This is a genomic window from Crenobacter intestini (genome assembly GCF_004919095.1).
GTDB classification, from domain to species: Bacteria; Pseudomonadota; Gammaproteobacteria; order Burkholderiales; family Chromobacteriaceae; genus Craterilacuibacter; species Craterilacuibacter intestini.
In genome coordinates this window covers 84,660-108,540 of the sequence record NZ_STGJ01000011.1, presented here as the reverse complement: position 1 = coordinate 108,540, position 23,881 = coordinate 84,660, and the positions used below count along the sequence as shown (strand labels likewise).

Genomic DNA, 23,881 nt, shown 5'->3' with positions numbered 1-23,881 from the left:
GGCCGGGAAAAACCCGACCGCTTATGGAAACAAGGCGCTGAATGATAAACGAAAACCTTGGCGCAGGTAAGCTTGCCGCTAGCGCTTTTCGTCGCTGTCCTTGCCGCCTGCAGGCGGGGTCGGGAAGGAGAAGCCGGCGAACAGCTGCTTGGTCTGTTCCTGCATGCGGTTTTGCATGTCGAGGAACATGCCGGTGCTCTGTTCCATGTAGTTGGACATCATGTTCTGCATGGCCGGCCCCTGGAACTTCATGTACTCGCCCCACAGGTTGGAGCCCAGGTTCGGGTTGTCGCCGTACAGCGCGCGGCTCTGCTCCTGCATCTTCTTCTGCAACTGGCCGAAGATCTCCAGGTTCTTCTCGAGGAAGGGCCCCATCATGCCCTGCATCGCCTGCCCGTAGAAACGGATGAACTGGGTCAGCACCTCGTAGCTGAACATCGGCGAGCCGTTGCCCTCCTCTTCGAGGATGATCTGCAACAACACGCTGCGCGTGATGTCTTCCTGCGTCTTGGCATCGACCACCTGCAGTTCGACATTCTCGAGCACCAGCTTCTTGACGTCCTCGAGCGTGATGTAGGAACTGGTCGCCGTGTCATACAGACGGCGGTTCGGATACTTCTTGATGACCCGTTTTTCGGTGTCCATTGGTCTCTCCCCCTTGATTGCGCAGTGCAGTGCCCTTGGCCCAATAATGTACGCGCACGATTACCTTAGCATAAAAACAACATTCTAGAGCAAGACTTCTAGCCGCATGCTGCACTGCGTGATAGATTGAAACTCGATTGTGCACAGCACCATCCCATCCCGCAACAGCTTGCCTTGTAGACAAAGACAGCCCGGATCAACGGGCGGCGACTTCCGTGACCAAATCCAACCCCGAACGGCAAAGGACGATCATGAACGCGACGACCGAACAGATCAGCAAATTCTCCCTGGGCAACTACGAAGCCGCCCTGCGCATCGCCCAGATCACGCTCGACAGCACCGAGCGCCTGGTGAAATTCAACCTCGAACTGTCCAAGCAGTCGCTCGAGGACAACGCACGCTTCGCGCGTGAACTGTCGGGCTGCACCGACGCGCAAGGCGCGTCGCAGCGCTTCAAGGAACTCGCCGGCGACGCCGTCGAGAAGGGCGTGGCGAACGCGCGCGGCTACTACGAACTGGTCTCGCAGACGCAGGGCGCGCTGACCCAGCTGGCCGAAGAGAGCATGGGCGAATTCAACAAGCGCCTGATCAGCCAGATCGAGACGCTGGCCAAGGACGCGCCGGCCGGCAGCGACGTCGCCGTCAACGCGGTGAAGACCTCGATCGCCGCGACCGCCGCGACGCTCAACAGCGTCGCCAAGAGCGCGCAGCAAGTGGTGCAGTTCGCCGACAGCAGCGTCAAGAACGCGGCCGAAGTGACGGCCGAAGCGGTCAAGGCCGGCGGCAAGCGCTCGGCCTGATCGCCCCCCAGTCCTCCCGCACACCCTGCCGACGGCAGGGTGTTTTGCTTGCGGGGTGCCCCCGGACGCGCGCAGGCAGTACAATTGGCGTTTATACCCGTCTTTTCGCCCGAGGTTTTATCCGGATGAACATCAGCAGCCAGTTCGACGCCGGCAGCGTCGAAGTCGTGAAGTGCGACGATTTTTCAGACATCCAGCTGAAAATCCGCCAGGACAACGCGGCCTCCTTCGCCCAGTGGTTCTACTTCCGATTGCAAGGCGCGGCGTACCAGCCGTGCACGCTGCGTTTTCTCAACGCGGCCGCATGCACCTACCCGGAAGGCTGGCAGGACTATCAGGCCGTCGCCTCCTATGACCGCAGCAACTGGTTCCGCGTGCCGACCCGTTTCGAGAACGGCGAGCTGATCATCGAGCATGTCCCGCTGTCGGGCAGCGTCTACTACGCGTACTTCGAGCCCTATTCCTACGAGCAGCACCTGAACCTGGTCGGCCAGGCGCAGGGCTCTGGCCTGTGCCAGGTCGGCAGCCTGGGTTCGACCGCGGAAGGGCGCGACATCGACCTGCTGACCATCGGCCACGAGGTCGAGTCCGACCTGAAGATCTGGGTGATCGCCCGCCAGCACCCAGGCGAGACCATGGCCGAATGGGCGGTCGAGGGCCTGCTCAACCGCCTGCTCGACCCGCAGGACGCGAGCAGCCGCCTGCTGCTCGACGCTGCGACCTTCTACATCGTCCCCAACATGAACCCGGACGGCTCGGTGCACGGCAACCTGCGCACCAACGCGGTCGGTGCCAACCTCAACCGCGAGTGGAACGCGCCGTCCGCCGAGCGCAGCCCTGAAGTGCTCGCGGTGCGCGAAAAGATGCGGGAAACCGGTGTCGACCTCTTCATCGACCTGCACGGCGACGAGGCCCTGCCTTACGTGTTCGTCGCCGGCACCGAAGGCGTGCCCGCGTACAGCGAACACATCGAGATGCTCGAGGACCTCTTCAAGGACCAGTTCCAGCTGGCGTGCCCGGAGTTCCAGGACGAAGTGGGCTACCCGAAGCGCGAGCAAGGCAGCGCCGACCTGTCGTGGGCAACCGCGTGGGTCGGCCAGGAATTCAACTGCCTCGCCTTCACGCTGGAGATGCCGTTCAAGGACAACGCGAACCTGCCGGACGACGACTACGGCTGGAGCGCACAGCGCAGCCTGCGTCTGGGCGAGGCGCTGCTCACGCCAATGCTCGCCGTGCTGCGCTACCTGCGCTAAGCATTCGGCACACCAAAAAGCCACGCTTTCGCGTGGCTTTTTTACTGGACGGCTAGCGGATCAGGGCTTGGGCAGCGCTTCGACCGGTCGGATCAGCTCGATCTCGCACAGGCACCAGTCGGCGCCCTTCTCCAGCACCCGCCCCAGCGCGATCAGGAAATGCTTGCCGCGCGCCGACATGTACTGCTGCTTGCCCAGCGCGTACGAGGCGCTGGCGAGGATCAGGGCGTTGACTTTGCGCCCCTCGCGCACGCAACCGACGAACAGCGCGATCTCGCCGCCTTGCCACACCCTTTCGGCCGGCATCTGGGTCTCGGCGACCACCGGCCGGCCATCCTCGGCGCGCAAGGAAGCCGCGACCGGACGCTCGCTGACGATTTCCAGCCCGACAAACAGCTTCTCCGGGGCCGGACGCTTGATGCGGCGCACGATCCCCAACCCCCACGTGTCCGCCTCCCGGTAGCCGATCAGCGAACCCAGGTTGACCCACTCGCTGCCGGTCGAGGCCAGCGACAGGCCAAGACCGGTCGTGCTCTGGTCTTCGACATGCCAGGTCGGCAAGCTATCGGCCAGCGTGGCCGTCGCCTCCGCAGCCGGCGAGGCAGGCGCCTGGCGCAACCGGCTGCGGCTGGTGACAAAGCCGTAAATGCGCAGCGCACCCGCGTCGTCGAACGATGCATCGTCCTGCTTGGCACGTACCTCGTCGGGCTGGCGGATCAGCTTGTGCAACACCGCCAGGCGATGCGCAACCTCGAAAGAACGGCCATTGACCGACTGGCGGTCCGCCCGCTGGTAGGGGGTCGGCCGATCAGCCCACTCGTGCACCAGCCTGTGCAGCAAGCCGCCGTCCAGTCCGTCGATATTCAGCCGCCGCAATTCGTCAGGCATGCGCCCGCTGTCGTAGACGATGCGCCACGCGTTCATCGGCTCGCAGATATCGGCCGTCCGCCAGTAGCGCTGCTGCCCCTGCGCGCCGCCGGCACGCGGCCGCGCAGGCGGCGCCCCGCGGGCCAGATCAACCATAAAGCTTGCTTCGGCAGGATCATTCAGCAGATGGGTACGGTTGGCCAGCCTCAAGGCAAGCTGGTGCGCGGCGTAGACCTGCCGTGCAGAGAGGTTGCCCGCGTCAAGCAGCGCCGTCATCAGCAGCGCGATGTACTCGTCCTGGATCGTCGTACCGGCACGGTCGTCGTACAGCACCAGCGGCAGGCTTTCCAGCCCGGCCCGCTCGGCCCATGCGTACAACTGGTTGACGTTCAGCCAGAACACGGGGTCGGGCGAGAAATGGCGGAAATACAGCCACAAGGCGTGGTCGGCGCGGAACGCCAGCACCCGCGCCACCGCAAGCGGCAACAGGGGACGCACCGACGCGTCTGCGAGCGCGTCGGCACAAAAGAAACGCTGGTAGGCGGTACTGAACACCTCGGCATAGCGGAGAATTTGTACGCGCAACTGCTCTTCGAGCACCCGGGGCATCCGGTTATTGAGCAAATATTGTGCGCGCACGGCCTGCAACTGCGGCCAGGACAGGCTGTTGAGCGCCAGCAACGACTCGAGCTCGGCCAGCCCCAGCCTTGCATTCGCGCTTTCAGCGCTAAACAGCGCGATGCGGGCGCACAAGGCTTCGACGAGCGAGCCGCCTTGCTGGGGCGCCCACTCCTCGTACCAGTCTGAGGCCGCCTGCGCTCCGCCGAACGGATCACCGGCCTTGCGTTTTGCGGCGCCGAACGACAGGAAATCAAGCTTACTCAAAATGCCACCTCCATTACCCTTATACCCCGACAATGATAGACAAATCCCGTGTCAATGATAGCAACTTCGCTTGCCGATAGCTTAAGCAGGGTCAAGCCTGCCCGTAAAAAACAAAAGCCGCGACCGAAGCCGCGGCTTTTTGGCAAATACCCGGTCCGATCAGATCGCCAGTTGCTCCAGCGTCTTGCCTGCGGCCAGTAGCTCGACCACCCATACCGGCTTGCGGCCGCGACCGGTCCAGGTCAGCGATGCGTCTTCCGGATGGCGGTATTTGGCCTCGACCGGCTTGCGGGTAGCTGCCGGTTTGGACAACACGTCTTCAACGCTCAGACCGAAATTGCGAGCAATTTCAAGGATCTGCTTGCGGGCTTTCGCCTTTTCTTCCTGCTCGCGGCGGGCAATTTCTGCCTCGACGTCGGTTTTCAGCTGGACGAGTTCGACATAAGACAGCGAATCGAGCTGCATATTGGTTTCCTTTGGTGAACAACTCATATATCGACAAATTAGCGAGCAGCTTCAAAAAGGTCAAGAACCCCCGCCAAATTAATTCTCCAAATCCGGAATTTCGTACGGCAATTGCAGCCTTGTCAAAGCTGAATCAACACTTGCGCAAATGATTCCCTTCTCCCAAGCGGAAACCATCACCACGACCAGGGCTTCACACCCCTGATCGGGTAATTCGGCCGCGTAGGCAACTTGACCGATTTCCGTTTCCGGAGAATCCACGCACTGCAACGCCATGCCTGGCGCCAGCGCAGCGGCGGAATATACCCGAAACAGTCGCCGCTTGGTTTTACCCAGATACTGCATGCGGGCGACGATTTCCTGCCCCGGGTAACAGCCCTTGCGGAAATTGACCGCACCCAACAACTCCATATTGGCCATTTGCGGCACAAACGCTTCCTGGGTCGCCTGTACGATCCAGGCAAACCCCGACGCAACAAACCGTGCGTCAGCCCAGTTGCACCCCGCCACGCCTATCTTGCTATTTTCAAGCGCAGAGGACAAAAGCCTGCCGTCACCCTCCGTAGCGACGACCAGTACGCCGGCGTGTGGCAGGCGGATCACGGCCACGCCATCTACGCCGGCTTGCTGCATCGGATCGGCAGGCATTACCAAACCGAGCGCCGTCGACAGGCGTTCCGCCCCCGGCTCGTCGAGCAGCAAGGGGAGCGTATCGAGCGCCTGGAAATTGACACGCGAGCGCATTACGAACATGCGCAAGCGGCGTACCACCTGCTCAGCCAGGTCGGCAGCCAGCATCATGTAAAAACCGTCGCCGTCTCGCCAGAGCAGCATATTTGCCAGCATCCGGCCCTTGGCGTTCGAGTACGTCGTATATTGCGCGCGTGCGCCGTCCAATTGCCGCACATCATTGGAGAGCTGCCCTTGCAGAAAGGCCTCCGCGTCCTCGCCGACAATCTTGTACAGGGCAAAATGTGCAAGCGGCGCACACTGCCCCGCATCGCCGCCCTCATTTGTCCCCAACCATTTCCCGTCGACCTTGCGGGCGCCCAGAGCCTCAAGACAGGCCTCGATCAGATTTGCCATTGTCGCCATCCTTTGTCTGCGCGCGGCGGAAAACCCGCCCGCACTTTGCATCGCACTAGTAAAACAAGATGCCACACAGATGCGGGCGGGTGCCGGCATTTCAATCACCCGGCAGCCGGCACGAGGGGGTTGACAGTGCAAGCCAGCGCCAGTATAGTTCGCCTCCACCAATTCCCTGATAGCTCAGTTGGTAGAGCGACGGACTGTTAATCCGCAGGTCGCAGGTTCGAGCCCTGCTCGGGGAGCCAGATTCAAAAAGCCGCGCACACCAGCGCGGCTTTTTTCATGCCTGCGTGCAAAGCTTGCTTGCCGCCAGACCGGATGCCCCACTACGATAGGGAAGTTTCAACCCTATCTTGCATCTGATCCCTGCGGAGATTTCAAATAATGGCCATCCTCAAGGAATTCCGTGAATTCGCCGTGCGCGGCAACGCACTGGACCTGGCTGTCGGCGTGGTGATCGGTGGCGCCTTCGGCACCATCGTGAAATCGCTGGTCGACGACATCATCATGCCTCCGATCGGCATCCTGCTCGGCAACGTCGACTTCTCCAACCTGTTCTTCGTCCTGAAGGAAGGCAGCAAGCAGGCCGGCCCGTACGTTTCGGTCGCCGCGGCGAAGGAAGCCGGCGCCATCACGCTGAACCTCGGCCTGTTCATCAATGCGGTGATCAGCTTCACCATCATCGCCTTTGCCGTGTTTGCGCTCGTCAAGGTGATCAACCAGTTGCGGCGCGAGAAGCCGGCCGAAGCCCCGGCGCCGGACACCAAGGCCTGCCCGTACTGCTGCTCGCAGGTCCCCGTCGCCGCGACGCGCTGCCCGCAGTGCACATCGGCCCTCGATTGAGGCGCTTGCCGCGGATGCGGCTTTCAAATATCATGCGTCCCGTTCTGGGGGAGTAGCCTCGGCGCGAACGCGACGCCGGCCGGTATCAACAGACTTGGCGCAAGCCATGGTACCGGCAACCTGATCCAGGTCTGGCAAGACCCATGACGCCACGGGGTGCCCATGCGGGGCTGCCACGCCGTCGCGTCATGGCCTACCTGCAGCCCCCTGGACCCCTCCTCCATGGAAGCCCTCTTCTTCTCCACCGGCATCGTCGCGCTGGCCGAAATCGGCGACAAGACGCAACTGCTCGCGCTCCTGATCGCCGCCCGCTACAAGAAACCCGTCCCCATCATCCTCGGCATCCTGGTCGCCACCGTGCTCAACCATGCCGGCGCCGCCGCCCTGGGCAGCTGGATCACCGCGCTATTGGGGCCGGACACGCTGCGCTGGATCCTCGGCGCGTCGTTTATCGCGATGGCGCTGTGGATGCTGGTCCCCGACAAACTCGACGACGACACCCGCCTGAGCGAGCGCTTCGGCGTGTTCGGCGCGACGCTGATCGCATTCTTCCTCGCCGAGATGGGCGACAAGACGCAGGTCGCCACCGTCGCGCTGGCCGCCCGTTACCACGAGACGGTGATGGTCGTCCTGGGCACCACGCTCGGCATGATGATCGCCAACGTGCCGGCCGTACTGCTGGGCGAAGTCGCCGCCAACAAGCTGCCCAAGCATGTCGTCCACCGTTTCGCGGCCGGGCTGTTCGCGGTACTGGGCGTGGTCACCCTCGCGCTGCGCTGAGCCTTGCAGGCAAAGAGCCCCGGCGTCGTCGGGGCCCGGATGGCTGGCATGGCCAGCCCCACTCAAGCGGCGCCCCCGCCCTTCCTCTGCGCAAAAAAACCCTGCTTGCGGGACAAGCAGGGTTGAGCATCCTTAGCCACGGCAAGCGCCGGGCAGCTTGGGGGCCGGTGTCAGTCGCCCAGCAGGCGCTGCGGGTCGAAACCGATGCGCAGCGCGCCCCAGTGCCGGCCGGCGACACGCACCGGCAGCGCAAGCTCGGACAGTACCTCGCCGGTGTCGCGCGCGTAAGTCTGCATCAGCAGCGGCGCTTCGTTGCGCGCCGAGCGCAGGCCGACTTCGTCGCCAAAGATGCGCTTGTCGCGGCTATGCACGAGGTCGAGCGCAGCGTCGCCGCTGGGCGGCCGCGAGAAGGCGGCATTATGCGTCGGCGCGTAGCCGTTGGCGTCGACCAGCAGGCAGTAGCAGGCGCCCCGGTGGCCGGCGAGCAGGGCGTCGAGCAGCCCCTGCAATTCGCGCTCGATCTGTGCGTCGTACGCGGTGTGGTACTTGACCGGGTTGGTACCGGCGATCGGCCGGTACTGCCTGTCGTCGATGGCGACGCCGGCCGTGCGCCACAGCGCCAGCCGTGCTTCCAGCGTCTGGCGCAGCGCCTTTCCGGCACCCACCAGCGCGTCGAGCGCGCCCTCGCCCAGCACGAAACGCGACACCAGCGCCTGCACGTCCTCGGCGGCGCCGGAAAGCTGGCGCGACACCTGCGTCGATTCACCCAGCTGACGGCTGACGTCTTCGCTCAGCGCGTGCACCGTCATCACGTTGTGGTTGACCTGGGTGTTGGCGACCGAGAAACGCTCCATGGTCACCGCGATCTCGGCGAGGCTCCGCGTCGCGCCCTCGAAGTCGCCGACCATCTTGCCGAAATGGCTGGACGCCTTGTCGACCGCCTCGCGGGCGTTGACCGTGTCCTGCGAGATCAGGCGCGTCTCGTCCAGCGTGCGGCCGACCAGGTTCAGCATGCCGTCGATATTGCCCGAGATGTCCTCGGTGGCGACACGCACCTTCTCGGCGAGCTTCCTCACCTCGTCGGCGACCACCGCGAAGCCGCGGCCGGACTCGCCGGCGCGCGCCGCTTCGATCGCCGCGTTGAGCGCCAGAAGGTTGGTCTGGTCGGAAATGTCCTTGATCAGGGTGACCACCTGCAAGATGGTCTGCGAACGCTCGTTCAGGCTGCCGACGGTCTCGCTGAATCGGCCGACCTGGCCGTTGATCTCGCCGATGCGCTGCGCGACTTCGCACAATTCCTGATAGGACGCGCGGGCGACGGCAAGGTTGTCCTGCGTGGTCGTCGAGATCGCCATGGTCTGCCCGCTGACCTGCTCGATGCCGACCGCGTTCTGCGCGCTGACCGACTGCACTTCGGCGGTCAGCGCGTCCTGCTCGCGCGCGACCGCGAGCGACGCGCCCAGATTATTGCGCGTACGTACCGAATCGACCGCGATGCGGATGGTCGTCGCCTGCACCTTGCCGATGATCTCGCGCATCTTGTGCAGGAACTGGTTGTGCGCGTCGGAGAGCTCGCGGATCTCGTCGTAGGTGGTCGCCGGGATGCTGCCGGAGAGGTCGCCCTCGCCGGCGGCGATCTGGCGGAAGATGCCGATGATCATCCTGAGCGGGCGCACGATCAGGTAGCGCAGATACCACACCATGAAGGCGGTCAGCACGAAACACAGGAGCCAGGTCGCGAGCGACAGCCACTGCGTGCGCTCGATCAGGGCGAGCGCACCGGCGCGCGCGTCGCCGGAAAGCCCGCTGCCCACCAGCGCGCGGATGTCCTCCAGCGCAAAGTAGAGGTAGGCGACCATCGCCAGCTGGAACAGGCTGACGAAGAAGAAACTGCACAGCTTGCGCCCGAGCGTGAACCAGAAGGTCCGCTCGACCCATTCGTACGCGCGCATCCAGAATTGCATGGTATCTACGCTCCCCTTTTATAGCTTTCCATGCATAAAGGCATGGTGCCCGCCGAGTGTATATCCAAATTGGATTAGCTGCATCCCGAGGAAATACCTCGCGGCGGAACACGGCCGCCCAACATCTTCCGGACGCGCAACGCCGCTCAGACCCGGTAGCGCGCCGCCTCGGCGCGCATCTTGCCGGCCAGGGCCTCCAGCGCCTGCGAACGCGCGGCAGCCTGGGCCGTCGCCGCCGAATTGGCTTCGGCCATCTGCGCGACCTGCTCGACCTGGCGGGCGATGCTGGCCGTCGCCTGGCTCTGCTCGCCGATGGCGACCGCGATCTCGCCGACCAGCCGCCCGCTTTGCGTCGCGGCAGCCAGCACTTCGTCCATGCGCGTGCGGGCGCCGCCGGCGCCCGCCAGCCCGCTCGCCACCTGCAGCTCGGCCGAGCGCATGCGCTCGAGCGCACCGCCGGAGACGCGGCGCACTTCGTCGATGATTTTCGCGATATGGCTGGTCGAGCCGGCGGTACGCTCGGCCAGTTTCCTCACCTCGTCGGCGACCACCGCGAAGCCGCGCCCCTGCTCGCCGGCGCGCGCCGCCTCGATCGCCGCGTTGAGCGCCAGCAAGTTGGTCTGCTCGGCGACGTCGCGGATGATGTTGACCACCGCGATCACCTCGCCCATCTGGCGGTCGAGTTCGGCCAGATGCCCGCCCGCCTCGCCGACCGACACGGCAACCGCCTCGACACCCGCCGCCGTCTCGCCGATCGCCGTGTGGCCGTCCCCCGCCTGCTCGCCCACCTGGCGGCACAGGGTGTCCGCCTCCTGCGTGCGCTGGGCGACCATGCCGATGCTGACCGTCACCTCTTCCACCGCAGCCGCCATTTCGGCGGCCGACGCGCTTTGCTGGCTGGATGCCGTCGACACCGCGTGCGCGCCACCTACCAGTTCGCCAGCGGCAGCCGACACCTCATCCGCGCCGCTGCGCAGCGTCGCCAGGCTCTGCTGCAACTGCCCGAGCAGGCCGTTGAGCGCGGCAAGCATCGCAGCGACCTCGTCGTTGCCCGACACGTCGAGCCTGCGGGTGAAGTCGCGCGTGTTGGCGATTTCGCACACGTCCTGCCCGGCACGGCGCAGACTGCCGGCAACCTGCCGGCCGAGCAAGGTGCCGATCACGCCCAACAGCAGCAAGGCCGCGACGAAGGCGCCGCCTACCAGCCACTGCGCCTGGCGGTACGCAGAAGCCGCGTCGGCCTTGCCCACCGCCACCCAGTCAAGGTTGTACTTCAGATAGTCGGCCATCACCTTGTCGAGCGCGTCGGACTTGGCAATCGACCCCAACAGCAAGGCGGCAGCCTCCTCGTCCCGGTGCTGCCGCGACAGATCCCGCACCTGGTCCAGCACCTGATCGAGCGCGGCGAGCTGCCGTTTGAGCTCGGCGTACAAGGCGCGGTCCTGGTCGTCCCACAGCAAGGGCTCGTACGCGGCAAGCTGCTGTTGCAGGTCCTGCTCGAGCTTGGCAATCTCCGACTCGAGTCCGCTCATCTGCGCGTCGTCCTGGCTCATCAGGTGGAACTGGGTATGCTGCTGCAGCGCCAGATAGTCGGCCCGCACATTGCCGAGGATGGCGACACTCGGCAGCGTGCTGTCGAAGGCATCATCCACCACCTTATCCATTTTGGAGAGCTGGTACAGCCCGATGGAGCCGGTCAGCGCGGTGGCCGACACGCCGACGGCGACCAGCGCCGCGAGTTTGCTTACGATCTTCATGCTGCGAAATCCCCTGATTATTTATTAGGTCTGGTGCGATCATTCTACCTTCAATGACAATGACAAAGCACGCCGCCGCAGCGCTACTTGAGCTGGATCAAGCCCATGCAAAACGGCCCCTCGCGAGGGGCCGTTTTGCATGGGGTCTTACCGGATCAGGCCTTCAGGCTTTCCACCAGGTCGACGTATTTCTGCATCGCCTCGTCGGCGGTCAGGCCCTTGCACTTCTCCCACGCCTCGAACTTGGCGCGGTTGATGAAATCCATCATGCCCGGCTTCTCGCCCTGCACGTCACCGCTGGTCGCCTGCTTGAACAGCGAGTAGAGCTGCAGCATGGTCGCGTTGTCCGGACGCTCGGCGAGCGAGGTCACGTCTTTTTGTGCTTGTTCGAAAATGTTCTTCAGATCGGACATGGTGTTTCCTCGTGAGTCTGCATTATTGATGCGCGGCGGTGATCCGCCTGCGTGCTGCCATCTTAACCCAACCATCAATTACATGGACATACCCACCGCGATCCGCTTGTAGTGGCGGACCGCGACGCCACCCTTGATGCCCGGCTCGAAACGCGCGCGGCCGAACACGTCGAGCGCCACCGCCTCGAGCACGCCCGGCGGCGACGCACTGACCACCTCGACGGCGTCGACGCTACCGTCGGCGGCGACGTACACCAGGAGTTCGAGCCGTGCGCCACCTTCGGGTGTTGCGGCCGGCGTAGGCAGCTCGATCGGCGAGAGCGGCTGCGAGGGCGCATCGAGCAGGCGCGCGGGCCAATACTCGACGGCACCGAAGCCGCGCGGCGCGTCCGGTGCTGCAGGCGCGCCAGGCGGGTCGGCCACCGCGGCTTCTTCGCCAGGCTGCGAAACCGGCGGCAAGGCGTCCGTCCCGGCAGGCGCGTCTCGGGGTTCTGCGGGCTGCACGGCGTCCGGCGCCTGCGCTTCCGGCGGCAAGGCCGCGTGGGAGGACGACAAAGCGCCCGCCCGCTCAGGTCTAAGCGGCGCTGCGGGCAAAGGCTCGACCGCCGCTTGAGTCGCCGCGGCCGGTGCCGGCACGGGCGCGGGAGGGAGAGGCGCAAGCACGCGCAAGGGCGCCCCCGGCGAGCCGCTGGCCGCCTGCGGCGCCGCCCACAGCCGGACGACGGCCCAGTGCACGGCCAGCGACGCGGCCAGCGCGATCAGCAGCCCCCTGCCCTCAAGCACGCGTCACTTGCGCGCGAGGCGCTTCTCGATTTCCTCGGCGGGGATCGCGCCGGCGACCAGCTCGCCGCTCTCGAACACCAAGGCCGGCGTGCCGGAGATGCCGTACTGTTCGGCCAATTGGGCGACTTCGGCGATCGGCGCTTCGCACTTGCCGTCGCCCTCAGGCTGCTTGCCCTCGCGCATCAGCGCAGTCCACGCGGCGGCCGGGTCGGCACTGCACCAGACCGCGCGGCTCTTGCGCTCGGCGTCCGGGTGCAGCTGCGAGAGCGGCATCAGGAAGGTGTAGACGGTCACGTTGTTAAGCTTGGCGATGCTGTCCTTCTCCAGGCGCTTGCAGAACGGGCAGTCCGGGTCGGAGAACACCACCAGCTTGCGGCTGCCGTCGCCGCGCACGTCCTTGACCGCCTTGGCAAGCGGCAGCTTGGCGAAGTCGACGCTCACCTTGTTGAGCGCCTCCATGCGCGCCTCGGTCAGGCTCTCGCGCTTCTTGGCGTCGATCAGGTCGCCGACCAGCAGGTAGTCGGCCTTGCCGTCGCTGTAGACGACGGTGAACGCGTCGCGGCCGCGGTTCTGCCCCTTGATCACCACCTCGTAGAGGCCGGCGACCGGGCTGGGCGCGACGCTGACCACTTCGCGGTCGGGGAAGCGCGCGGTGAACGCCTTCTTGACGGCGTCGGCGCTCGGCGCGGCGTCGCTGGGCGAGCAGGCCAGAAGCGGCAGGGTCAGCAGCAGGGTGCTCAACAGGCGGGAAGGGCTCATGCAGTATCCTTTCAGAAGCCGACCGCACGGCGCGCGAGTTCGCGCCGCACCATCGGCAGTTTGTCGGTCAGGGTCAGCCCGGTATTGCGCAGCCAGGAGAGGCCGGGCAAGTCACGGGTGGTAAACAGGGTGAACAGGCCGTCGCAGGTGGCCTGCATGGTGCGCACCGCCTCGCGCCGGCTGCGCTCGTAGCGGCGCAGCAACAGGTGGCTGCCGGCGTCGGGCACGCGGGACAGCAGCGCTTCAAGGGCGATCGCGTCGCCGAAGCCGAGGTTGACGCCCTGCCCGGCCAAGGGGTGGACGGTGTGCGCGGCGTCGCCGACCAAGAGCGCGCGGGTGCCGATCACCCGTTCCGGGCGGATCAGGCGCAAGGGGAAGGCGGCGGCCGGCGTCAAACGCTCGAACGCGCCCAGCGCATGGCCGCCGGCGGCGGCGACCCGCTCGCATAGTTCGGCGGCCGGCAGCGCGGTGAGCGCGTCCGGGTCCGCGCTCGACCACACGATGGAGACGCGCTTGCCCGCCATCGGCAGCCAGGCGAGCACGCCGTCGCCGGTGAACCACTGGCGGGCGACGCCGCCGTGCGGCTTCTCGCACGCGAAGTTGGCGACCACCCCGCTGTGGCCGTAAGGCTTGACCGAGGCGGCGATGCCCAGTTGATCGCGCAGCCACGACGACGCGCCGTCGGCGCCGATCACCAGCCGCGCTTCCCGCGCGCTGCCGTCGGAAAAGCCGACGCGGGCGCTGCGGGCGTCGGAGGCGAACGACACCGGCGAGACGCCGGTCAGCCGCTCGACGCCGGCCGCGTCCAGCGCGCGCCACAGCGCGGCGAGCAGCCAGCGGTTCTCGACGATCCACGCCAGCGCATCGGTGTCGGCGTCGCGCGCGTCAAAGCCGATGCGCCCGCCGGCATCCCCCTTCACGTCCATCGCCGTGATGGTGCCGACACGCGCCATGTCCGGCCACGCGCCAAGCGCCTGCAGGAAGGCGCGGTTGGCCGGGCTGACCGCGTAGATGCGTGCGTCCCACCCCTCTTCCAGCACTGCAAAGTCGGGCGCGCGCTGTTCGATCAGCGCGACGCGCTGGCCGGCGCGGGCGAGCGCCAAGGCGCTGGCGGCGCCGACCAGGCCGCCGCCGATTACCAGGATGTCTTCATTGTGCATCGTGTTCATACCCCGAAAACCAGATGGCCGGCGAAGCGGCGGCGCAGGCCGGGCAAGGCGTCGATCAGCGTCATCGCCGTGCCGCGCGCGAGCGACACCGGCGCGCCCGTGCCGTCGAACACGCGCACCAGGCTGTGGGTGAAGCCGACCACCGCGTGGCTGTCGACGCGCCGTGCGGCCGCGTAGCGGGAGAGCAAGGCCGCCTCGCCCGGGTCGGCGGCGCCCGACAGCAGCCCTGCGAGCGTCGCCGCGTCGCGCAGGCCGAGGTTCAGCCCCTGCGCGGCGACCGGGTGCATGGTCTGCGCGGCGTTGCCTATCATCACCGCGCGCCGGCTCACCACCCGGTTGAGCTGGCGCAGCACCAGCGGGAAACGCGCCGTCCCGCCCACTTCGCGCACGCGCCCCAGCCGCCCGCCGAACGCCTGCTGCAACTCGGCCGCCAGCGCCAAAGGATCGGCCGACAGCCGCTCGGCGTCGGCCGGGCTGCGCGTCCACACCAGCACGAAGCCGTCGCCGTGCGGCAGCAGCGCGAACGGGCCGGCCGCCGCGAAGCGTTCAAAGGCGACGCCCGCGGGCGGCTGCTCGAACTTCACGCCGGCGATCAGCGCGCACTGGCCGTAGTCGTGCGCGCGGCGCACCACACCGGGCAGGCGCTCGGCGAGCGGCCCGCCGTCGGCGAGCACCGCCAGGCGCGCGGTCAGCGTGCCGCCGTCTTCCAGACGCAGCCGCGCGTAGCGCGACAGGGTGTCGATGCCTTCAACGCGGCAGCCGTATTGCACGGCGACGCCGGCCTCCTCAAGCGCAGCCTCCAGCGCGGCCACCAGCACCGGGTAGTCGACCACCGCCCCCAGATGGGCTAGCCCGAGGTCTTCGCCGTCGATGCGGGTGCGCCCGGCAAAGCCCTGCTGCGACACGTGCACGCGGTCGATCGCCGTCACCGCGCCCGGCGGCAGCGGGCAGACGTCCTCGAGCATGGCGAGCGACGCGGACGAGAGCGCCAGCGCGCGCGCGTCGCGCGGCACGCCATGCCGCGCGCGCGCCTCGAGCACCGCCACCTGGCGGCCCTCGCGGGCGAGGCGCAGGGCCAACAGGGCGCCGACCGGGCCGGCGCCGACAACCGCCACTTCGGCGTGTGCATCCCTCGTTTTCATCGCATCCCCATCAAGGCCTCGATATCGGCGACCGCCTTGGGCACCGCGTCGGTGTACACCTCGCGCCCGGCCGCCGTCACCAGCACATTGTCTTCGATCCGCACGCCGATGCCGGCAAGCGCGGCCGGCACGTCGTCGGCCGCGTTGATATAGAGGCCAGGTTCGATCGTCGTGCACATGCCCGGCTCGAAACGCCGCCATTCGCCATCCTGCCGGCGGCTGCCGACGTCGTGCACGTCGAGGCCGATATAGTGGCCGACCCCGTGCATGTAGTAGCGCTTGTACGCGCCTGACTCGATCGCGCCGTCGACCGTGCCGTCCAGCAGTTTCAGGTCGATCAGCCCGCGGGCGAGGCAGGCGAGCGCCGCGTCGGCCGGCGCCGACAGCGGCACGCCCGGGCGCACCGCGTCGATCGCCGCCAGTTGCGCGGCGAGCACGATCTCGTAGACGTCGCGCTGCGCGCCGGAGAAGCGGCCGTTCACCGGGAAGGTGCGCGTGATGTCGCCCGCGTAGCCGCCCAGCTCGCAGCCGGCGTCGATCAGCACCAGCTCGCCGTCGGCGAGCCGCGCGTTGTTCGCGGTGTAGTGCAGCGTGCACGCGCGCGCGCCGCCGGCGACGATGCTTTCGTACGCGGGCGTGCGGGCGCCGTGGCGGCAGAAGGTCGCCAACAGCTCGGCCTCGAGCTCGTACTCGTAGCGGCCCGGCCGTGCCGCGTGTATCGCGGCGATATGCGCGTCGGCCGAGATGCGGCCGGCGCGGCGCAGCAAGGAGAGCTCGGCCGCGTCCTTGATCAGCCGCATCTCGTCGAGTGTCGCGGCGAGGTCGGCAAAGCGCGCGGGGGCGCGGCGGCCGCGCGGCTCATTGTTCCTGAGCACGGCGAGCGCCGCATTCACCGTCGCATCCAGCGCCGCGTCGCGCCCGACCGGCCAGGCGACGCAGGCGGCACCATCAAGCAGGGCCGGCAGCCGCTCGGCGAGCTCGGCGATCGGGTAGGCCTCGTCGAAGCCGTAGAACTCGATAGCGCCTTGCGGGCCGATGCGTGCGCCCGTCCAGCGCTCGGCGTCTTCGTCGCGCGCGCGGCAGAACAGCACGCTCTTGCCGCTGCGCCCATCGACCAGCGCCAAAGCCTCGGGCTCGTTGAAGCCGGTCAGGTAGTAGAAGCTGCTGTCCTGGCGGAACGGATAGCTGTTGTCGCCGTTGCGCGACACTTCATGCGCGGCGCCGATCAGCGCGACGGCGTCGCCCAGTTGGCGGGCAAGACGGGCCCGGCGGCCGGTAGGGTTGGCGTACATCGGGTCCCCTTGCAAAAACGGTGGATTCAGCGGCCAATCAATGACAAAAGTTTACCCGAACGGCCGAGCACTGCCCACCAAAGCGCCAGCGCACAGGCGCCGCCGGCCATATCCGCGAGCGCGTCGAACGGGTCGGCCATGCGGTCCGCCGTGAATGCGCCCTGCGCAAGCTCGGAGAGCACGGCCCACAGCGCGAGCGCCAGCATGAGCCGCCACGCGCGGGCGCGCCAGGCCGGCACCAGCAGCAGGCCCTGCACGAAAAACAGCAGGAAGTGGCCGAGCTTGTCGTAATGCTCGAACGGCGGCGGCTCGCCCGACGCCGGCTTGAACAAAAACCACCAGGTCAACCCCCACCACGCGAGGGCCAGCGCCCGCCACGGCACGCTTGCCACCATGCGCCCTCCTTGCCTTGCGGCACAAAAAAGGCCTGCGCGATGCGCAGGCCGCTTGTCGGTCGCTAACCGGCTTACTCGTCGAACACGGCCGAGGTGTACACGTCCTGCACGTCGTCGAGGTCTTCGAGCGCGTCGATCAGCTTCTGCATGCGCAGCGCGTCGTCGCCGGCAAGTTCGGTCTCGTTGAGCGCCTTCATGGTCACTTCGCCCATCTCGGCCTTGAAGCCCTGCCCTTCGAGCGCCGCCTGCACGTCGGAAAACTCCCACGGGCCGGTGACCACCTCGATCGAACCGTCGTCGTTGCTGACCACGTCCTCGGCGCCCGCCTCGAGCGCAGCTTCCATCAGCGCGTCCTCGTCGGTGCCCGGCGCGAACAGCAGGTAGCCGCAGTGCTTGAACTGGAACGCGACGCAGCCGTCGGTCCCCATATTGCCGCCGTACTTGCTGAACGCGTGGCGCACGTCGGCGACCGTCCGCGTCTTGTTGTCGGTCAGGCAGTCGACCATCACGGCCGCGCCGGCAATGCCGTAGCCTTCGTAACGGCATTCCTCGTAGGTGACGCCCTCAAGCTGGCCGGTGCCGCGCTTGATCGCGTTCTCGATATTGTCCTTGGGCATCGACTCGGCCTTGGCCTTGTCGACAGCCAGACGCAGGCGCGGGTTGGCGCTCAGGTCGCCGCCGCCCATCTTGGCGGCAACGGTGATTTCCTTGATCAGGCGGGTGAAGACCTTGCCGCGCTTGGCGTCCTGGCGCCCTTTGCGATGCTGGATGTTCGCCCATTTGCTGTGACCTGCCATAGTTGCCTCGGTATGCGTGGCGGGGCGTACGGCCCCGCGGTGGTAACAAGAATCTCAGGCGCGGATTTTAGCAAAAAGCGGCGGTTAAGGCTTGGGCGGCAACCACAAGGCCCGCGCGAAGGCGAAAGACTCGCCGTACAGCGTCTCGATCGCCGGCAGCAACAGGGGCAGCGACAGGTAGAGCATCACGAAGCCTATCATCAGCGTCAGCGGGAAGCCGAAGGCGAAGATGTTGAACTGCGGCGCGGCGCGCGTCATCACCCCGATCGCGAGGTTGGTCACCAGCAAGGCGGCGATCACCGGCAGCGACAGCCACAAGCCCCAGCTGAACAGGTGGCGTCCCCACAGCGCGAGCGCCTCTAGGCTGCGCCAGGGGAAAGGCGAGCCGACCGGCAGCACGCTGAAGCTGTCAACGAGCACCGAGAGCACGATCTGCGGCCCGCCGAAGGCGAGGAACAGCAGCGTGACGAACACCGAGATCACCCGTCCCAAGGCCGGCACCTGCGCCGACTGCGCGGGGTCGAAGAACATCGCGAAACCCAGGCCCATCTGCATGCCGGAGAGCATGCCGGCCATCTCGACCGCGGTGATCGCGATGCGCAGCACGAAGCCTATCATCGCGCCGATCAGAAGCTGCTGGACCAGGATGGCGACGCCGGCAGCCGACACCAGCGGCACCGCCGGCAGGGGCGGCAGCATGGGAGCGATAAGCACGGTGATCGCCAGCGCGAAGCCCGCCTTGAAGCGGCGCGGGATCGCGCGCGAGGAGAACACCGGCTCGGTCAGGAACAGGCCGAAGATGCGCGCGAACGGCCACACGAAATAGGCGACCAGCGCGTTGATCTGGGCGTCGGTGATGACGAGGGTCGCCGCCATCCGCCTAGCCGATCGCGCCGGGAATGCTGCGGTAGAGGCGGATCGTGAAGTCCATGATGGTGTTGAGCATCCACGGCCCGGCGAGGATCAGCACGATAAAGAGCGCGATCAGCTTGGGGATGAAGGTCAGCGTCATCTCGTTGATCTGCGTCGCCGCCTGAAGGATGCTGACCAGGAGGCCGACCAGCAAGGAGACGCCGAGCACCGGCGCCGCGATCAGGATCAGCGTGAACAGCGCCTGCTGCACCAGGTTGATGACTAGTTCCGGACTCATGGCTTACCCCCAAATTGCGTCAGCGCTGCGCGAAGCTTTGCACCAGCGAGCCCAGCACCAGCGTCCAGCCGTCGACCAGCACGAACAGCATGATCTTGAACGGCAGGGAAATGATCACCGGCGACACCATCATCATGCCCATCGCCATCAGGATGCTGGCCACCACCAGGTCGATGATCAGGAACGGGATGAAGATCATGAAGCCGATCTGGAACGCAGTCTTCAATTCCGAAATCACGAACGCCGGCACCAGCGTCTTCAGGGGCACGTCGGCCGGCGTCGCCGGCTTGGCGCTGCCGGACACCTCGATGAAGAACGCGAGGTCGGTCTCGCGCGTCTGCGTCAGCATGAACGCCTTCATCGGGCCGGCCGCCTCGTCGGCCGCCTGCATCATGGTGATCCTGTCGTCCGAGAACGGCACCCACGCCTTCTGGTACACCGTCTCCAGCGTCGGCGACATGATGAACAGGGTGAGGAACAGCGACAGGCCGACGATTACCTGGTTGGGCGGCGACTGCATGGTCCCCAGCGCCTGGCGCAGCAAGGAGAGCACGATGACGATGCGGGTGAACGAGGTCATCATCAGCACCATGGCCGGGATGAACGACAAGCCGGTCATGAAGAGCAGCATCTGCAGCGACAGCGAGTAGCTCTGCGCGCCGCCCGGGCCCGGCGTGCTGCTCATCAGCGGCAGGCCGGCCGCGAGCGCAGCGCCCGGCAGCGTCAGCAATAGCGCCATCAGCAGCCGGCGGCTCATTGGCCGCCCCCCTTGCGTGCCCTGGCAAGCGTATTCGCGAGGATGCGCGAGAACGACTCGGGCAGCGCCGTCTGCGGCGCCTCGGGCGCGTCGTCGGGCTTGGCCTGCTTGTCGAGCAGGGTCACGCTGCCGGCGGTCACGCCGAGCACCAGCCACTGGCCGCCCTGCTCGACGATGACCACCCGCTCCTTCTGGCCGACCATCACGCCGCCGACCACCCGCAGGTGGCGGCTCGCGCCCAGCGCGCCGCCACCGAGGCGGCGGGTCAGCCACGCCGCGCCGACGATCAGCGCGAGCACCAGCGCGAGCGAGAGTAGCACCTGCAAGAGGCTCGCCCAGCCGGACGGCGCCGCCTGCACGGCGTTCGCCTGCGCCCAAGCGGTGGCCGGCAACGCCGCCGCCAGCACTATCGGCAACACCCTCATTTTTGCAGGCGCCGGATGCGTTCAGTCGGCGTGATGATGTCGGTCAGGCGGATGCCGAACTTGTCGTTGACGACGACCACCTCGCCCTGCGCGATCAGGCAGCCGTTGACCAGTACGTCCATCGGCTCGCCGGCGAGCCCGTCCAGCTCGACGATAGAGCCTTGCGCCAGCTGCAACAGGTTGCGGATCGCGATCTTGGTGCGGCCAAGCTCGACGGTCAGCTGCACCGGGATGTCGAGGATCATGTCCAGGTTCTGCGACAGCGCGCCGCCGGCTTGCGGGGCGGCCTGCGAAAATTCCTGGAACAGGCCGCTGGCAGGCTGTGCATCCGGCTGCGGCGACACGCTGGCCGTCGCTTCGGCCTGCTCGGCGAACGCCGCCGCCCAGTCGTCCATCACGTCGTCGGCGCTGTCCTGCGTCGAAGCGTTTTCACTCACGTTCGGAGCCTCCATTGTCACTTTCGGCCAGCTCGTGCGCGCCGGCCAGTATCTTGTCCACGCTCAGCGCGTAATGTCCGTCGACCGTGCCGTACCGCCCCTCGAGCACCGGGATGCCCGACACGTCGGCGACCACTTTCTCCGGGATGTCGACCATCACCACGTCGCCCGCCTTGAGCCCGAGCACGTCGCCCAGCGTGATGCGCGCGCTGGCCAGCGTCGTCGAGAGTTCCACCTCGGCAGCCTGCACCTGGCGCGACATCAGGCTGACCCAGCGGTTGTCCACCTCGGTGCGGTCCGCCTGCATGGTGCTCGAGAGCAGGTCGCGGATAGGCTCGACCATCGAGTAAGGCAGGCAGACGTGGAAGTCGCCGCCGCCGGCGCCCAGTTCGATATGGAAAGATACCGCGACGACCACCTCGGTCGGCGTCGCGATATTGGCGAACTGGGTGTTCATCTCGCTGCGCAGATAGGTGAACTCGATCGGATGCACCGGCTCCCACGCCTTCTGGTACTCGGTGAACACTACTTGCAGCATGCGCTGGATGATGCGCTGCTCGGTCGGCGTGAAGTCACGCCCCTCGACCCGCACGTGAAAGCGCCCGTCGCTGCCGAACAGGTTGTCGACCACCAGGAACACCAGGTCCGGGTCGAAGATCAACAGGCCGGTGCCGCGCAGCGGCTTCACGTGCACGAGGTTGAGGTTGGTCGGCACCACCAGGTTGCGGATGAATTCGCTGTACTTCTGCACCCGCACCGGCCCCACCGAGATCTCGGCGTTGCGGCGGATGAAATTGAAGAGGCCGATGCGCAGGTTGCGCGCGAAACGCTCGTTGATGATCTCGAGCGTCGGCATCCGGCCGCGGACGATGCGCTCCTGGCGGCCGATGTCGTAGCTGCGCACACCACCCGCGTCGGCGCCGTCGCCCTCGTCCTCGGAGTCGCCGGTCACCCCGCGCAGCAGCGCGTCGACCTCTTCCTGCGACAGGATGTCGTCAGCCATCGCCGCTTATTGCTGCTGGATGATGAAGGACGTAAAGAGAACGGTCTCGACCGGCTCGGGTCCGGGCTGGCCGATCGCCTCGTTCATGATCTTCTTGACCTGCGCCTTCAGGCGCACCTTGCCGTCCGCCGTCGACAGTTCTTCGGCGCTTTTGGACGACAAGAGCAGGATCAGTCCGCTACGGATCTTAGGCATGTACTGGACCAGGGGCTGCTTGGCTTCGGCGTCGTAGAGCTGCGCCTGCAGCTCGACCTGCAACAGCGCGTCGCCGCCGGCGAGGTTGACCACGAAGGGTTCCATCTTCTCGAATACCGGAGGGCCGTCTGGCCGCTTCTTCTCGGGCGCGGCCTGCGCTTCCGCGCCTGCGGGCTGGTGCAGGAACATATACGTCCCCAGCCCACCGACCGCCGCAATCAGGATCACCAGCAAGGCGATCACGATCAGCATCAGCTTGTTGCCGCCGCCACTGACCGCCTTCTTCTTTTCTTCTGCCATGAATTAGGGTCTCGCGCCTGAAATCAATACGAAATCATGAAAATAATGAACGCATTGTCCCAGAAACGACCATCAACTGGCCAGCCGATCGACACAAAATCAGGCGCGAATGCTCAGCCCCGATGCAATTGCGTGCGCGGACTGCACAGCGGCATCCAGTTCGGCCACTGCAAAGTCACCGCCTTCACCCCGGCCACGCCCCTTGCCCGGCGCCTGATCCTGCTGTTGACGACGGTCCCCGTAGGAGACCTGCGCGTCGGTCAACTGGATGCCGCTTTGCGCGAGCATGCCGGAGAGCCGAGCCAGCCCCTGCTCAACCGCATCACGCGCCTGCGGGGTCGCGGTGACGAAGGTCAGCTGCGCCTGGTCCTGGCCGAGCTTGAGCGACACCTCGATCGGCCCCAGATTGGCGGGGCTGACCTGGATCTGCGCGCTCTCGGCCTTCATCTGCACCAGGCCGCCGACCTGGGTCGCGAACGCGCGCTGCCACGCCTCGTCGCGACCTAGCGGCGTGGCGATCGACAGCGATACCGGCACCCCGGAATGCTCGCCCCTTGCGCCGGCCACTGCGACGGATGCGGCACCGGCCGGCAAGATTTGCTGCTCGGCCGCCGCCTGTTGCGGCAACTTCTTGCCGCCCTGTCCTGCGCCATGTTCGAGCTGGCGCGTCAACTCGAGCAGGGTCTCGGCCGCGGCCGCCCCTTCGTCCGCAGAGAGCTCCGTGGACAATCCGGGCTGCGGCAAGGCTTGCAGCTGGACGGCCTGCGGCAGCACCGCCAGCATGGGTACGGCCTGCGTGTCTGCCTGCAACGAGGCGGCGTCAAGCAAGTCTCCCGCCGGCTTGCGAGCCGGACGCCCATCCGGCGCCGGCGCGGCGGCGGTCAGGCTTCCGACCTGCATGTCGAGCAGGTCGGCAAACAAGCCGCCGGGCAAGGCGGCGGCGCGGGCAACGCCCGGCAAGCCAGAACGGCCGGGCAACATGGAAGCAAGCGTTACGGGAAGCGTCATCGAAACAGAACCGGTTCAACTCGGGATTTACACCAAAAAAGCAAGAATGATGCCAACGACAGAATACTCAGGAGGCACCCGGGCGCAGGAAGTTGCGGGTAGCGAATTCGTCGACCAGCTTCTGTTCGCGCCGCCGCTGGGCGAGCTGGCCACGCGCCGCCTCGCGCTCGGCAAGCGTCTGGTAGGCCTTGAGCTTGCGCCGCTGGGCAAGCCAGGCTTCGCGCTCGAGCACAAAACGCTGGCGCGCGCGGTCGACTTCACGCTCCTGCGTCTGGCGCGCGTCGGTCAGCTTGCCGAGGAAGGCGCGAAAGTCGAGGTAGCGCTCGACCCCCATGCCGCCGCGGCCGGCGTCGACCAGGCGGCCCTGATAATCGGCAATGAAGGCGTCGACCTGCGCAAGCCGTTCCTCCTGCGCCGCCAGCTGCACCTGCGCCGCCTGCATGCGGTCGGCGGCTTGCTGCTGAGCCTTTTGCGCGAGGTCGATCAGGAAGTCGAACTTGCCGGCCAT

The 23,881-nt window shown here is 66.6% G+C and carries 27 protein-coding genes and 1 tRNA gene; 5 read left to right on the top strand and 23 right to left on the bottom strand.

Annotated elements, in window-relative coordinates:
• Positions 1-78: 78 nt before the first annotated feature.
• A complete protein-coding gene (gene phaR, locus E5K04_RS11070; protein WP_136554010.1) occupies positions 79-645 on the bottom strand; it encodes a polyhydroxyalkanoate synthesis repressor PhaR in 567 nt (188 codons plus the stop codon).
• A gap of 251 nt (positions 646-896) precedes the next feature.
• On the opposite strand from phaR, the gene E5K04_RS11065 reads away from it, so the two are divergent.
• Both E5K04_RS11065 and E5K04_RS11060 read left to right on the top strand, forming a co-directional pair.
• Entirely contained in the window at positions 897-1,445 is a 549-nt protein-coding gene (locus tag E5K04_RS11065; protein WP_136554056.1) for a phasin family protein, read from the top strand.
• Between the two features lie 125 nt (positions 1,446-1,570).
• Positions 1,571-2,698 carry a M14 family metallopeptidase gene (locus E5K04_RS11060; RefSeq protein ID WP_136554008.1) on the top strand — a complete coding sequence of 376 codons (1,128 nt, stop codon included), beginning with the start codon at positions 1,571-1,573 and terminating at the stop codon, positions 2,696-2,698.
• A 60-nt stretch (positions 2,699-2,758) separates the two neighbouring features.
• Here the strand turns inward: E5K04_RS11060 and E5K04_RS11055 are convergent, their stop codons facing one another.
• From E5K04_RS11055 to ygfZ, 3 genes are all read right to left on the bottom strand, one after another.
• On the bottom strand, positions 2,759-4,450 hold the full coding sequence (locus E5K04_RS11055) for a hypothetical protein (RefSeq protein WP_136554006.1): 1,692 nt from the start codon (positions 4,448-4,450) through the stop codon (positions 2,759-2,761).
• A 159-nt stretch (positions 4,451-4,609) separates the two neighbouring features.
• The gene (locus tag E5K04_RS11050) at positions 4,610-4,915 is read right to left on the bottom strand and encodes an H-NS histone family protein (RefSeq protein WP_136554004.1); all 306 of its coding nucleotides are present in this window, start codon (positions 4,913-4,915) and stop codon (positions 4,610-4,612) included.
• A 78-nt stretch (positions 4,916-4,993) separates the two neighbouring features.
• Positions 4,994-6,001, bottom strand: a complete 1,008-nt coding sequence (gene ygfZ / locus E5K04_RS11045) for a CAF17-like 4Fe-4S cluster assembly/insertion protein YgfZ (protein ID WP_168929211.1) — start codon at positions 5,999-6,001, stop codon at positions 4,994-4,996.
• A gap of 172 nt (positions 6,002-6,173) precedes the next feature.
• On the opposite strand from ygfZ, the gene E5K04_RS11040 reads away from it, so the two are divergent.
• From E5K04_RS11040 to E5K04_RS11030, 3 genes are all read left to right on the top strand, one after another.
• A tRNA-Asn gene (locus tag E5K04_RS11040) sits at positions 6,174-6,249 on the top strand.
• A 139-nt stretch (positions 6,250-6,388) separates the two neighbouring features.
• The gene (mscL, locus tag E5K04_RS11035) at positions 6,389-6,847 is read left to right on the top strand and encodes a large-conductance mechanosensitive channel protein MscL (protein WP_136554000.1); all 459 of its coding nucleotides are present in this window, start codon (positions 6,389-6,391) and stop codon (positions 6,845-6,847) included.
• Between the two features lie 222 nt (positions 6,848-7,069).
• On the top strand, positions 7,070-7,627 hold the full coding sequence (locus E5K04_RS11030; RefSeq protein ID WP_136553998.1) for a TMEM165/GDT1 family protein: 558 nt from the start codon (positions 7,070-7,072) through the stop codon (positions 7,625-7,627).
• 170 nt (positions 7,628-7,797) lie between these two features.
• Here the strand turns inward: E5K04_RS11030 and E5K04_RS11025 are convergent, their stop codons facing one another.
• The 19 genes from E5K04_RS11025 to fliJ form a co-directional block, all read right to left on the bottom strand.
• Positions 7,798-9,591: a methyl-accepting chemotaxis protein gene (locus E5K04_RS11025; RefSeq protein ID WP_136553995.1), complete on the bottom strand. Its 1,794-nt coding sequence runs from the start codon at positions 9,589-9,591 to the stop codon at positions 7,798-7,800.
• Between the two features lie 146 nt (positions 9,592-9,737).
• Positions 9,738-11,348 (bottom strand): methyl-accepting chemotaxis protein, encoded by a 1,611-nt coding sequence (locus E5K04_RS11020; RefSeq protein ID WP_136553993.1) that lies wholly within the window; start codon positions 11,346-11,348, stop codon positions 9,738-9,740.
• 155 nt (positions 11,349-11,503) lie between these two features.
• Complete coding sequence (locus tag E5K04_RS11015; RefSeq protein ID WP_136553991.1) at positions 11,504-11,761, bottom strand: acyl-CoA-binding protein; 258 nt, start codon at positions 11,759-11,761, stop codon at positions 11,504-11,506.
• Positions 11,762-11,839: 78 nt separating this feature from the next.
• The gene (locus tag E5K04_RS11010; protein ID WP_136553989.1) at positions 11,840-12,544 is read right to left on the bottom strand and encodes an energy transducer TonB; all 705 of its coding nucleotides are present in this window, start codon (positions 12,542-12,544) and stop codon (positions 11,840-11,842) included.
• 3 nt (positions 12,545-12,547) lie between these two features.
• A complete protein-coding gene (locus E5K04_RS11005; protein WP_136553987.1) occupies positions 12,548-13,303 on the bottom strand; it encodes a DsbC family protein in 756 nt (251 codons plus the stop codon).
• Between the two features lie 11 nt (positions 13,304-13,314).
• Entirely contained in the window at positions 13,315-14,472 is a 1,158-nt protein-coding gene (locus E5K04_RS11000; protein ID WP_136553985.1) for a UbiH/UbiF family hydroxylase, read from the bottom strand.
• On the bottom strand, positions 14,469-15,614 hold the full coding sequence (locus E5K04_RS10995; RefSeq protein ID WP_136553983.1) for an FAD-dependent monooxygenase: 1,146 nt from the start codon (positions 15,612-15,614) through the stop codon (positions 14,469-14,471). Before E5K04_RS10995 ends, E5K04_RS11000 begins: the two co-directional genes overlap by 4 nt.
• Positions 15,611-16,906, bottom strand: coding sequence for an aminopeptidase P N-terminal domain-containing protein (locus tag E5K04_RS10990; protein WP_136553981.1), 1,296 nt, complete (start codon positions 16,904-16,906; stop codon positions 15,611-15,613). The genes E5K04_RS10995 and E5K04_RS10990 overlap by 4 nt, the downstream gene beginning before the upstream one ends.
• Before the next feature lie 26 nt (positions 16,907-16,932).
• A complete protein-coding gene (locus E5K04_RS10985; protein WP_235844347.1) occupies positions 16,933-17,301 on the bottom strand; it encodes a VanZ family protein in 369 nt (122 codons plus the stop codon).
• A 71-nt stretch (positions 17,302-17,372) separates the two neighbouring features.
• Positions 17,373-18,098, bottom strand: coding sequence for a YebC/PmpR family DNA-binding transcriptional regulator (locus E5K04_RS10980; protein WP_136553979.1), 726 nt, complete (start codon positions 18,096-18,098; stop codon positions 17,373-17,375).
• Positions 18,099-18,182: 84 nt separating this feature from the next.
• Positions 18,183-18,974, bottom strand: a complete 792-nt coding sequence (fliR, locus tag E5K04_RS10975; protein ID WP_136553977.1) for a flagellar biosynthetic protein FliR — start codon at positions 18,972-18,974, stop codon at positions 18,183-18,185.
• A gap of 4 nt (positions 18,975-18,978) precedes the next feature.
• A complete protein-coding gene (gene fliQ, locus E5K04_RS10970) occupies positions 18,979-19,248 on the bottom strand; it encodes a flagellar biosynthesis protein FliQ (RefSeq protein WP_136553975.1) in 270 nt (89 codons plus the stop codon).
• A gap of 19 nt (positions 19,249-19,267) precedes the next feature.
• Positions 19,268-20,005, bottom strand: a complete 738-nt coding sequence (fliP, locus tag E5K04_RS10965; protein ID WP_136553973.1) for a flagellar type III secretion system pore protein FliP — start codon at positions 20,003-20,005, stop codon at positions 19,268-19,270.
• On the bottom strand, positions 20,002-20,430 hold the full coding sequence (gene fliO, locus E5K04_RS10960) for a flagellar biosynthetic protein FliO (RefSeq protein ID WP_136553971.1): 429 nt from the start codon (positions 20,428-20,430) through the stop codon (positions 20,002-20,004). Before fliO ends, fliP begins: the two co-directional genes overlap by 4 nt.
• On the bottom strand, positions 20,427-20,882 hold the full coding sequence (fliN, locus tag E5K04_RS10955) for a flagellar motor switch protein FliN (RefSeq protein WP_136553969.1): 456 nt from the start codon (positions 20,880-20,882) through the stop codon (positions 20,427-20,429). Before fliN ends, fliO begins: the two co-directional genes overlap by 4 nt.
• Complete coding sequence (gene fliM, locus E5K04_RS10950; protein ID WP_136553967.1) at positions 20,860-21,870, bottom strand: flagellar motor switch protein FliM; 1,011 nt, start codon at positions 21,868-21,870, stop codon at positions 20,860-20,862. The genes fliN and fliM overlap by 23 nt, the downstream gene beginning before the upstream one ends.
• 6 nt (positions 21,871-21,876) lie before the next feature.
• Entirely contained in the window at positions 21,877-22,365 is a 489-nt protein-coding gene (locus tag E5K04_RS10945) for a flagellar basal body-associated FliL family protein (protein WP_136553965.1), read from the bottom strand.
• A gap of 99 nt (positions 22,366-22,464) precedes the next feature.
• The gene (locus E5K04_RS10940; protein WP_136553963.1) at positions 22,465-23,373 is read right to left on the bottom strand and encodes a flagellar hook-length control protein FliK; all 909 of its coding nucleotides are present in this window, start codon (positions 23,371-23,373) and stop codon (positions 22,465-22,467) included.
• Positions 23,374-23,440: 67 nt separating this feature from the next.
• Positions 23,441-23,881, bottom strand: coding sequence for a flagellar export protein FliJ (gene fliJ, locus E5K04_RS10935; protein WP_136553960.1), 441 nt, complete (start codon positions 23,879-23,881; stop codon positions 23,441-23,443).

Bases quoted from the DNA above. Each gene is read 5' to 3' on its own strand.
- phaR (WP_136554010.1), bottom strand. From the start codon at position 645: ATGGACACCGAAAAACGGGTCATCAAGAAGTATCCGAACCGCCGTCTG.
- E5K04_RS11065 (WP_136554056.1), top strand. From the start codon at position 897: ATGAACGCGACGACCGAACAGATCAGCAAATTCTCCCTGGGCAACTAC.
- E5K04_RS11060 (WP_136554008.1), top strand. From the start codon at position 1,571: ATGAACATCAGCAGCCAGTTCGACGCCGGCAGCGTCGAAGTCGTGAAG.
- E5K04_RS11050 (WP_136554004.1), bottom strand. From the start codon at position 4,915: ATGCAGCTCGATTCGCTGTCTTATGTCGAACTCGTCCAGCTGAAAACC.
- ygfZ (WP_168929211.1), bottom strand. From the start codon at position 6,001: ATGGCAAATCTGATCGAGGCCTGTCTTGAGGCTCTGGGCGCCCGCAAG.
- mscL (WP_136554000.1), top strand. From the start codon at position 6,389: ATGGCCATCCTCAAGGAATTCCGTGAATTCGCCGTGCGCGGCAACGCA.
- E5K04_RS11030 (WP_136553998.1), top strand. From the start codon at position 7,070: ATGGAAGCCCTCTTCTTCTCCACCGGCATCGTCGCGCTGGCCGAAATC.
- E5K04_RS11025 (WP_136553995.1), bottom strand. From the start codon at position 9,591: ATGCAATTCTGGATGCGCGCGTACGAATGGGTCGAGCGGACCTTCTGG.
- E5K04_RS11020 (WP_136553993.1), bottom strand. From the start codon at position 11,348: ATGAAGATCGTAAGCAAACTCGCGGCGCTGGTCGCCGTCGGCGTGTCG.
- E5K04_RS11015 (WP_136553991.1), bottom strand. From the start codon at position 11,761: ATGTCCGATCTGAAGAACATTTTCGAACAAGCACAAAAAGACGTGACC.
- E5K04_RS11005 (WP_136553987.1), bottom strand. From the start codon at position 13,303: ATGAGCCCTTCCCGCCTGTTGAGCACCCTGCTGCTGACCCTGCCGCTT.
- E5K04_RS11000 (WP_136553985.1), bottom strand. From the start codon at position 14,472: ATGAACACGATGCACAATGAAGACATCCTGGTAATCGGCGGCGGCCTG.
- E5K04_RS10995 (WP_136553983.1), bottom strand. From the start codon at position 15,614: ATGAAAACGAGGGATGCACACGCCGAAGTGGCGGTTGTCGGCGCCGGC.
- E5K04_RS10990 (WP_136553981.1), bottom strand. From the start codon at position 16,906: ATGTACGCCAACCCTACCGGCCGCCGGGCCCGTCTTGCCCGCCAACTG.
- E5K04_RS10985 (WP_235844347.1), bottom strand. From the start codon at position 17,301: ATGGTGGCAAGCGTGCCGTGGCGGGCGCTGGCCCTCGCGTGGTGGGGG.
- E5K04_RS10980 (WP_136553979.1), bottom strand. From the start codon at position 18,098: ATGGCAGGTCACAGCAAATGGGCGAACATCCAGCATCGCAAAGGGCGC.
- fliR (WP_136553977.1), bottom strand. From the start codon at position 18,974: ATGGCGGCGACCCTCGTCATCACCGACGCCCAGATCAACGCGCTGGTC.
- fliQ (WP_136553975.1), bottom strand. From the start codon at position 19,248: ATGAGTCCGGAACTAGTCATCAACCTGGTGCAGCAGGCGCTGTTCACG.
- fliP (WP_136553973.1), bottom strand. From the start codon at position 20,005: ATGAGCCGCCGGCTGCTGATGGCGCTATTGCTGACGCTGCCGGGCGCT.
- fliO (WP_136553971.1), bottom strand. From the start codon at position 20,430: ATGAGGGTGTTGCCGATAGTGCTGGCGGCGGCGTTGCCGGCCACCGCT.
- fliN (WP_136553969.1), bottom strand. From the start codon at position 20,882: ATGGAGGCTCCGAACGTGAGTGAAAACGCTTCGACGCAGGACAGCGCC.
- fliM (WP_136553967.1), bottom strand. From the start codon at position 21,870: ATGGCTGACGACATCCTGTCGCAGGAAGAGGTCGACGCGCTGCTGCGC.
- E5K04_RS10945 (WP_136553965.1), bottom strand. From the start codon at position 22,365: ATGGCAGAAGAAAAGAAGAAGGCGGTCAGTGGCGGCGGCAACAAGCTG.
- E5K04_RS10940 (WP_136553963.1), bottom strand. From the start codon at position 23,373: ATGACGCTTCCCGTAACGCTTGCTTCCATGTTGCCCGGCCGTTCTGGC.
- fliJ (WP_136553960.1), bottom strand. From the start codon at position 23,881: ATGGCCGGCAAGTTCGACTTCCTGATCGACCTCGCGCAAAAGGCTCAG.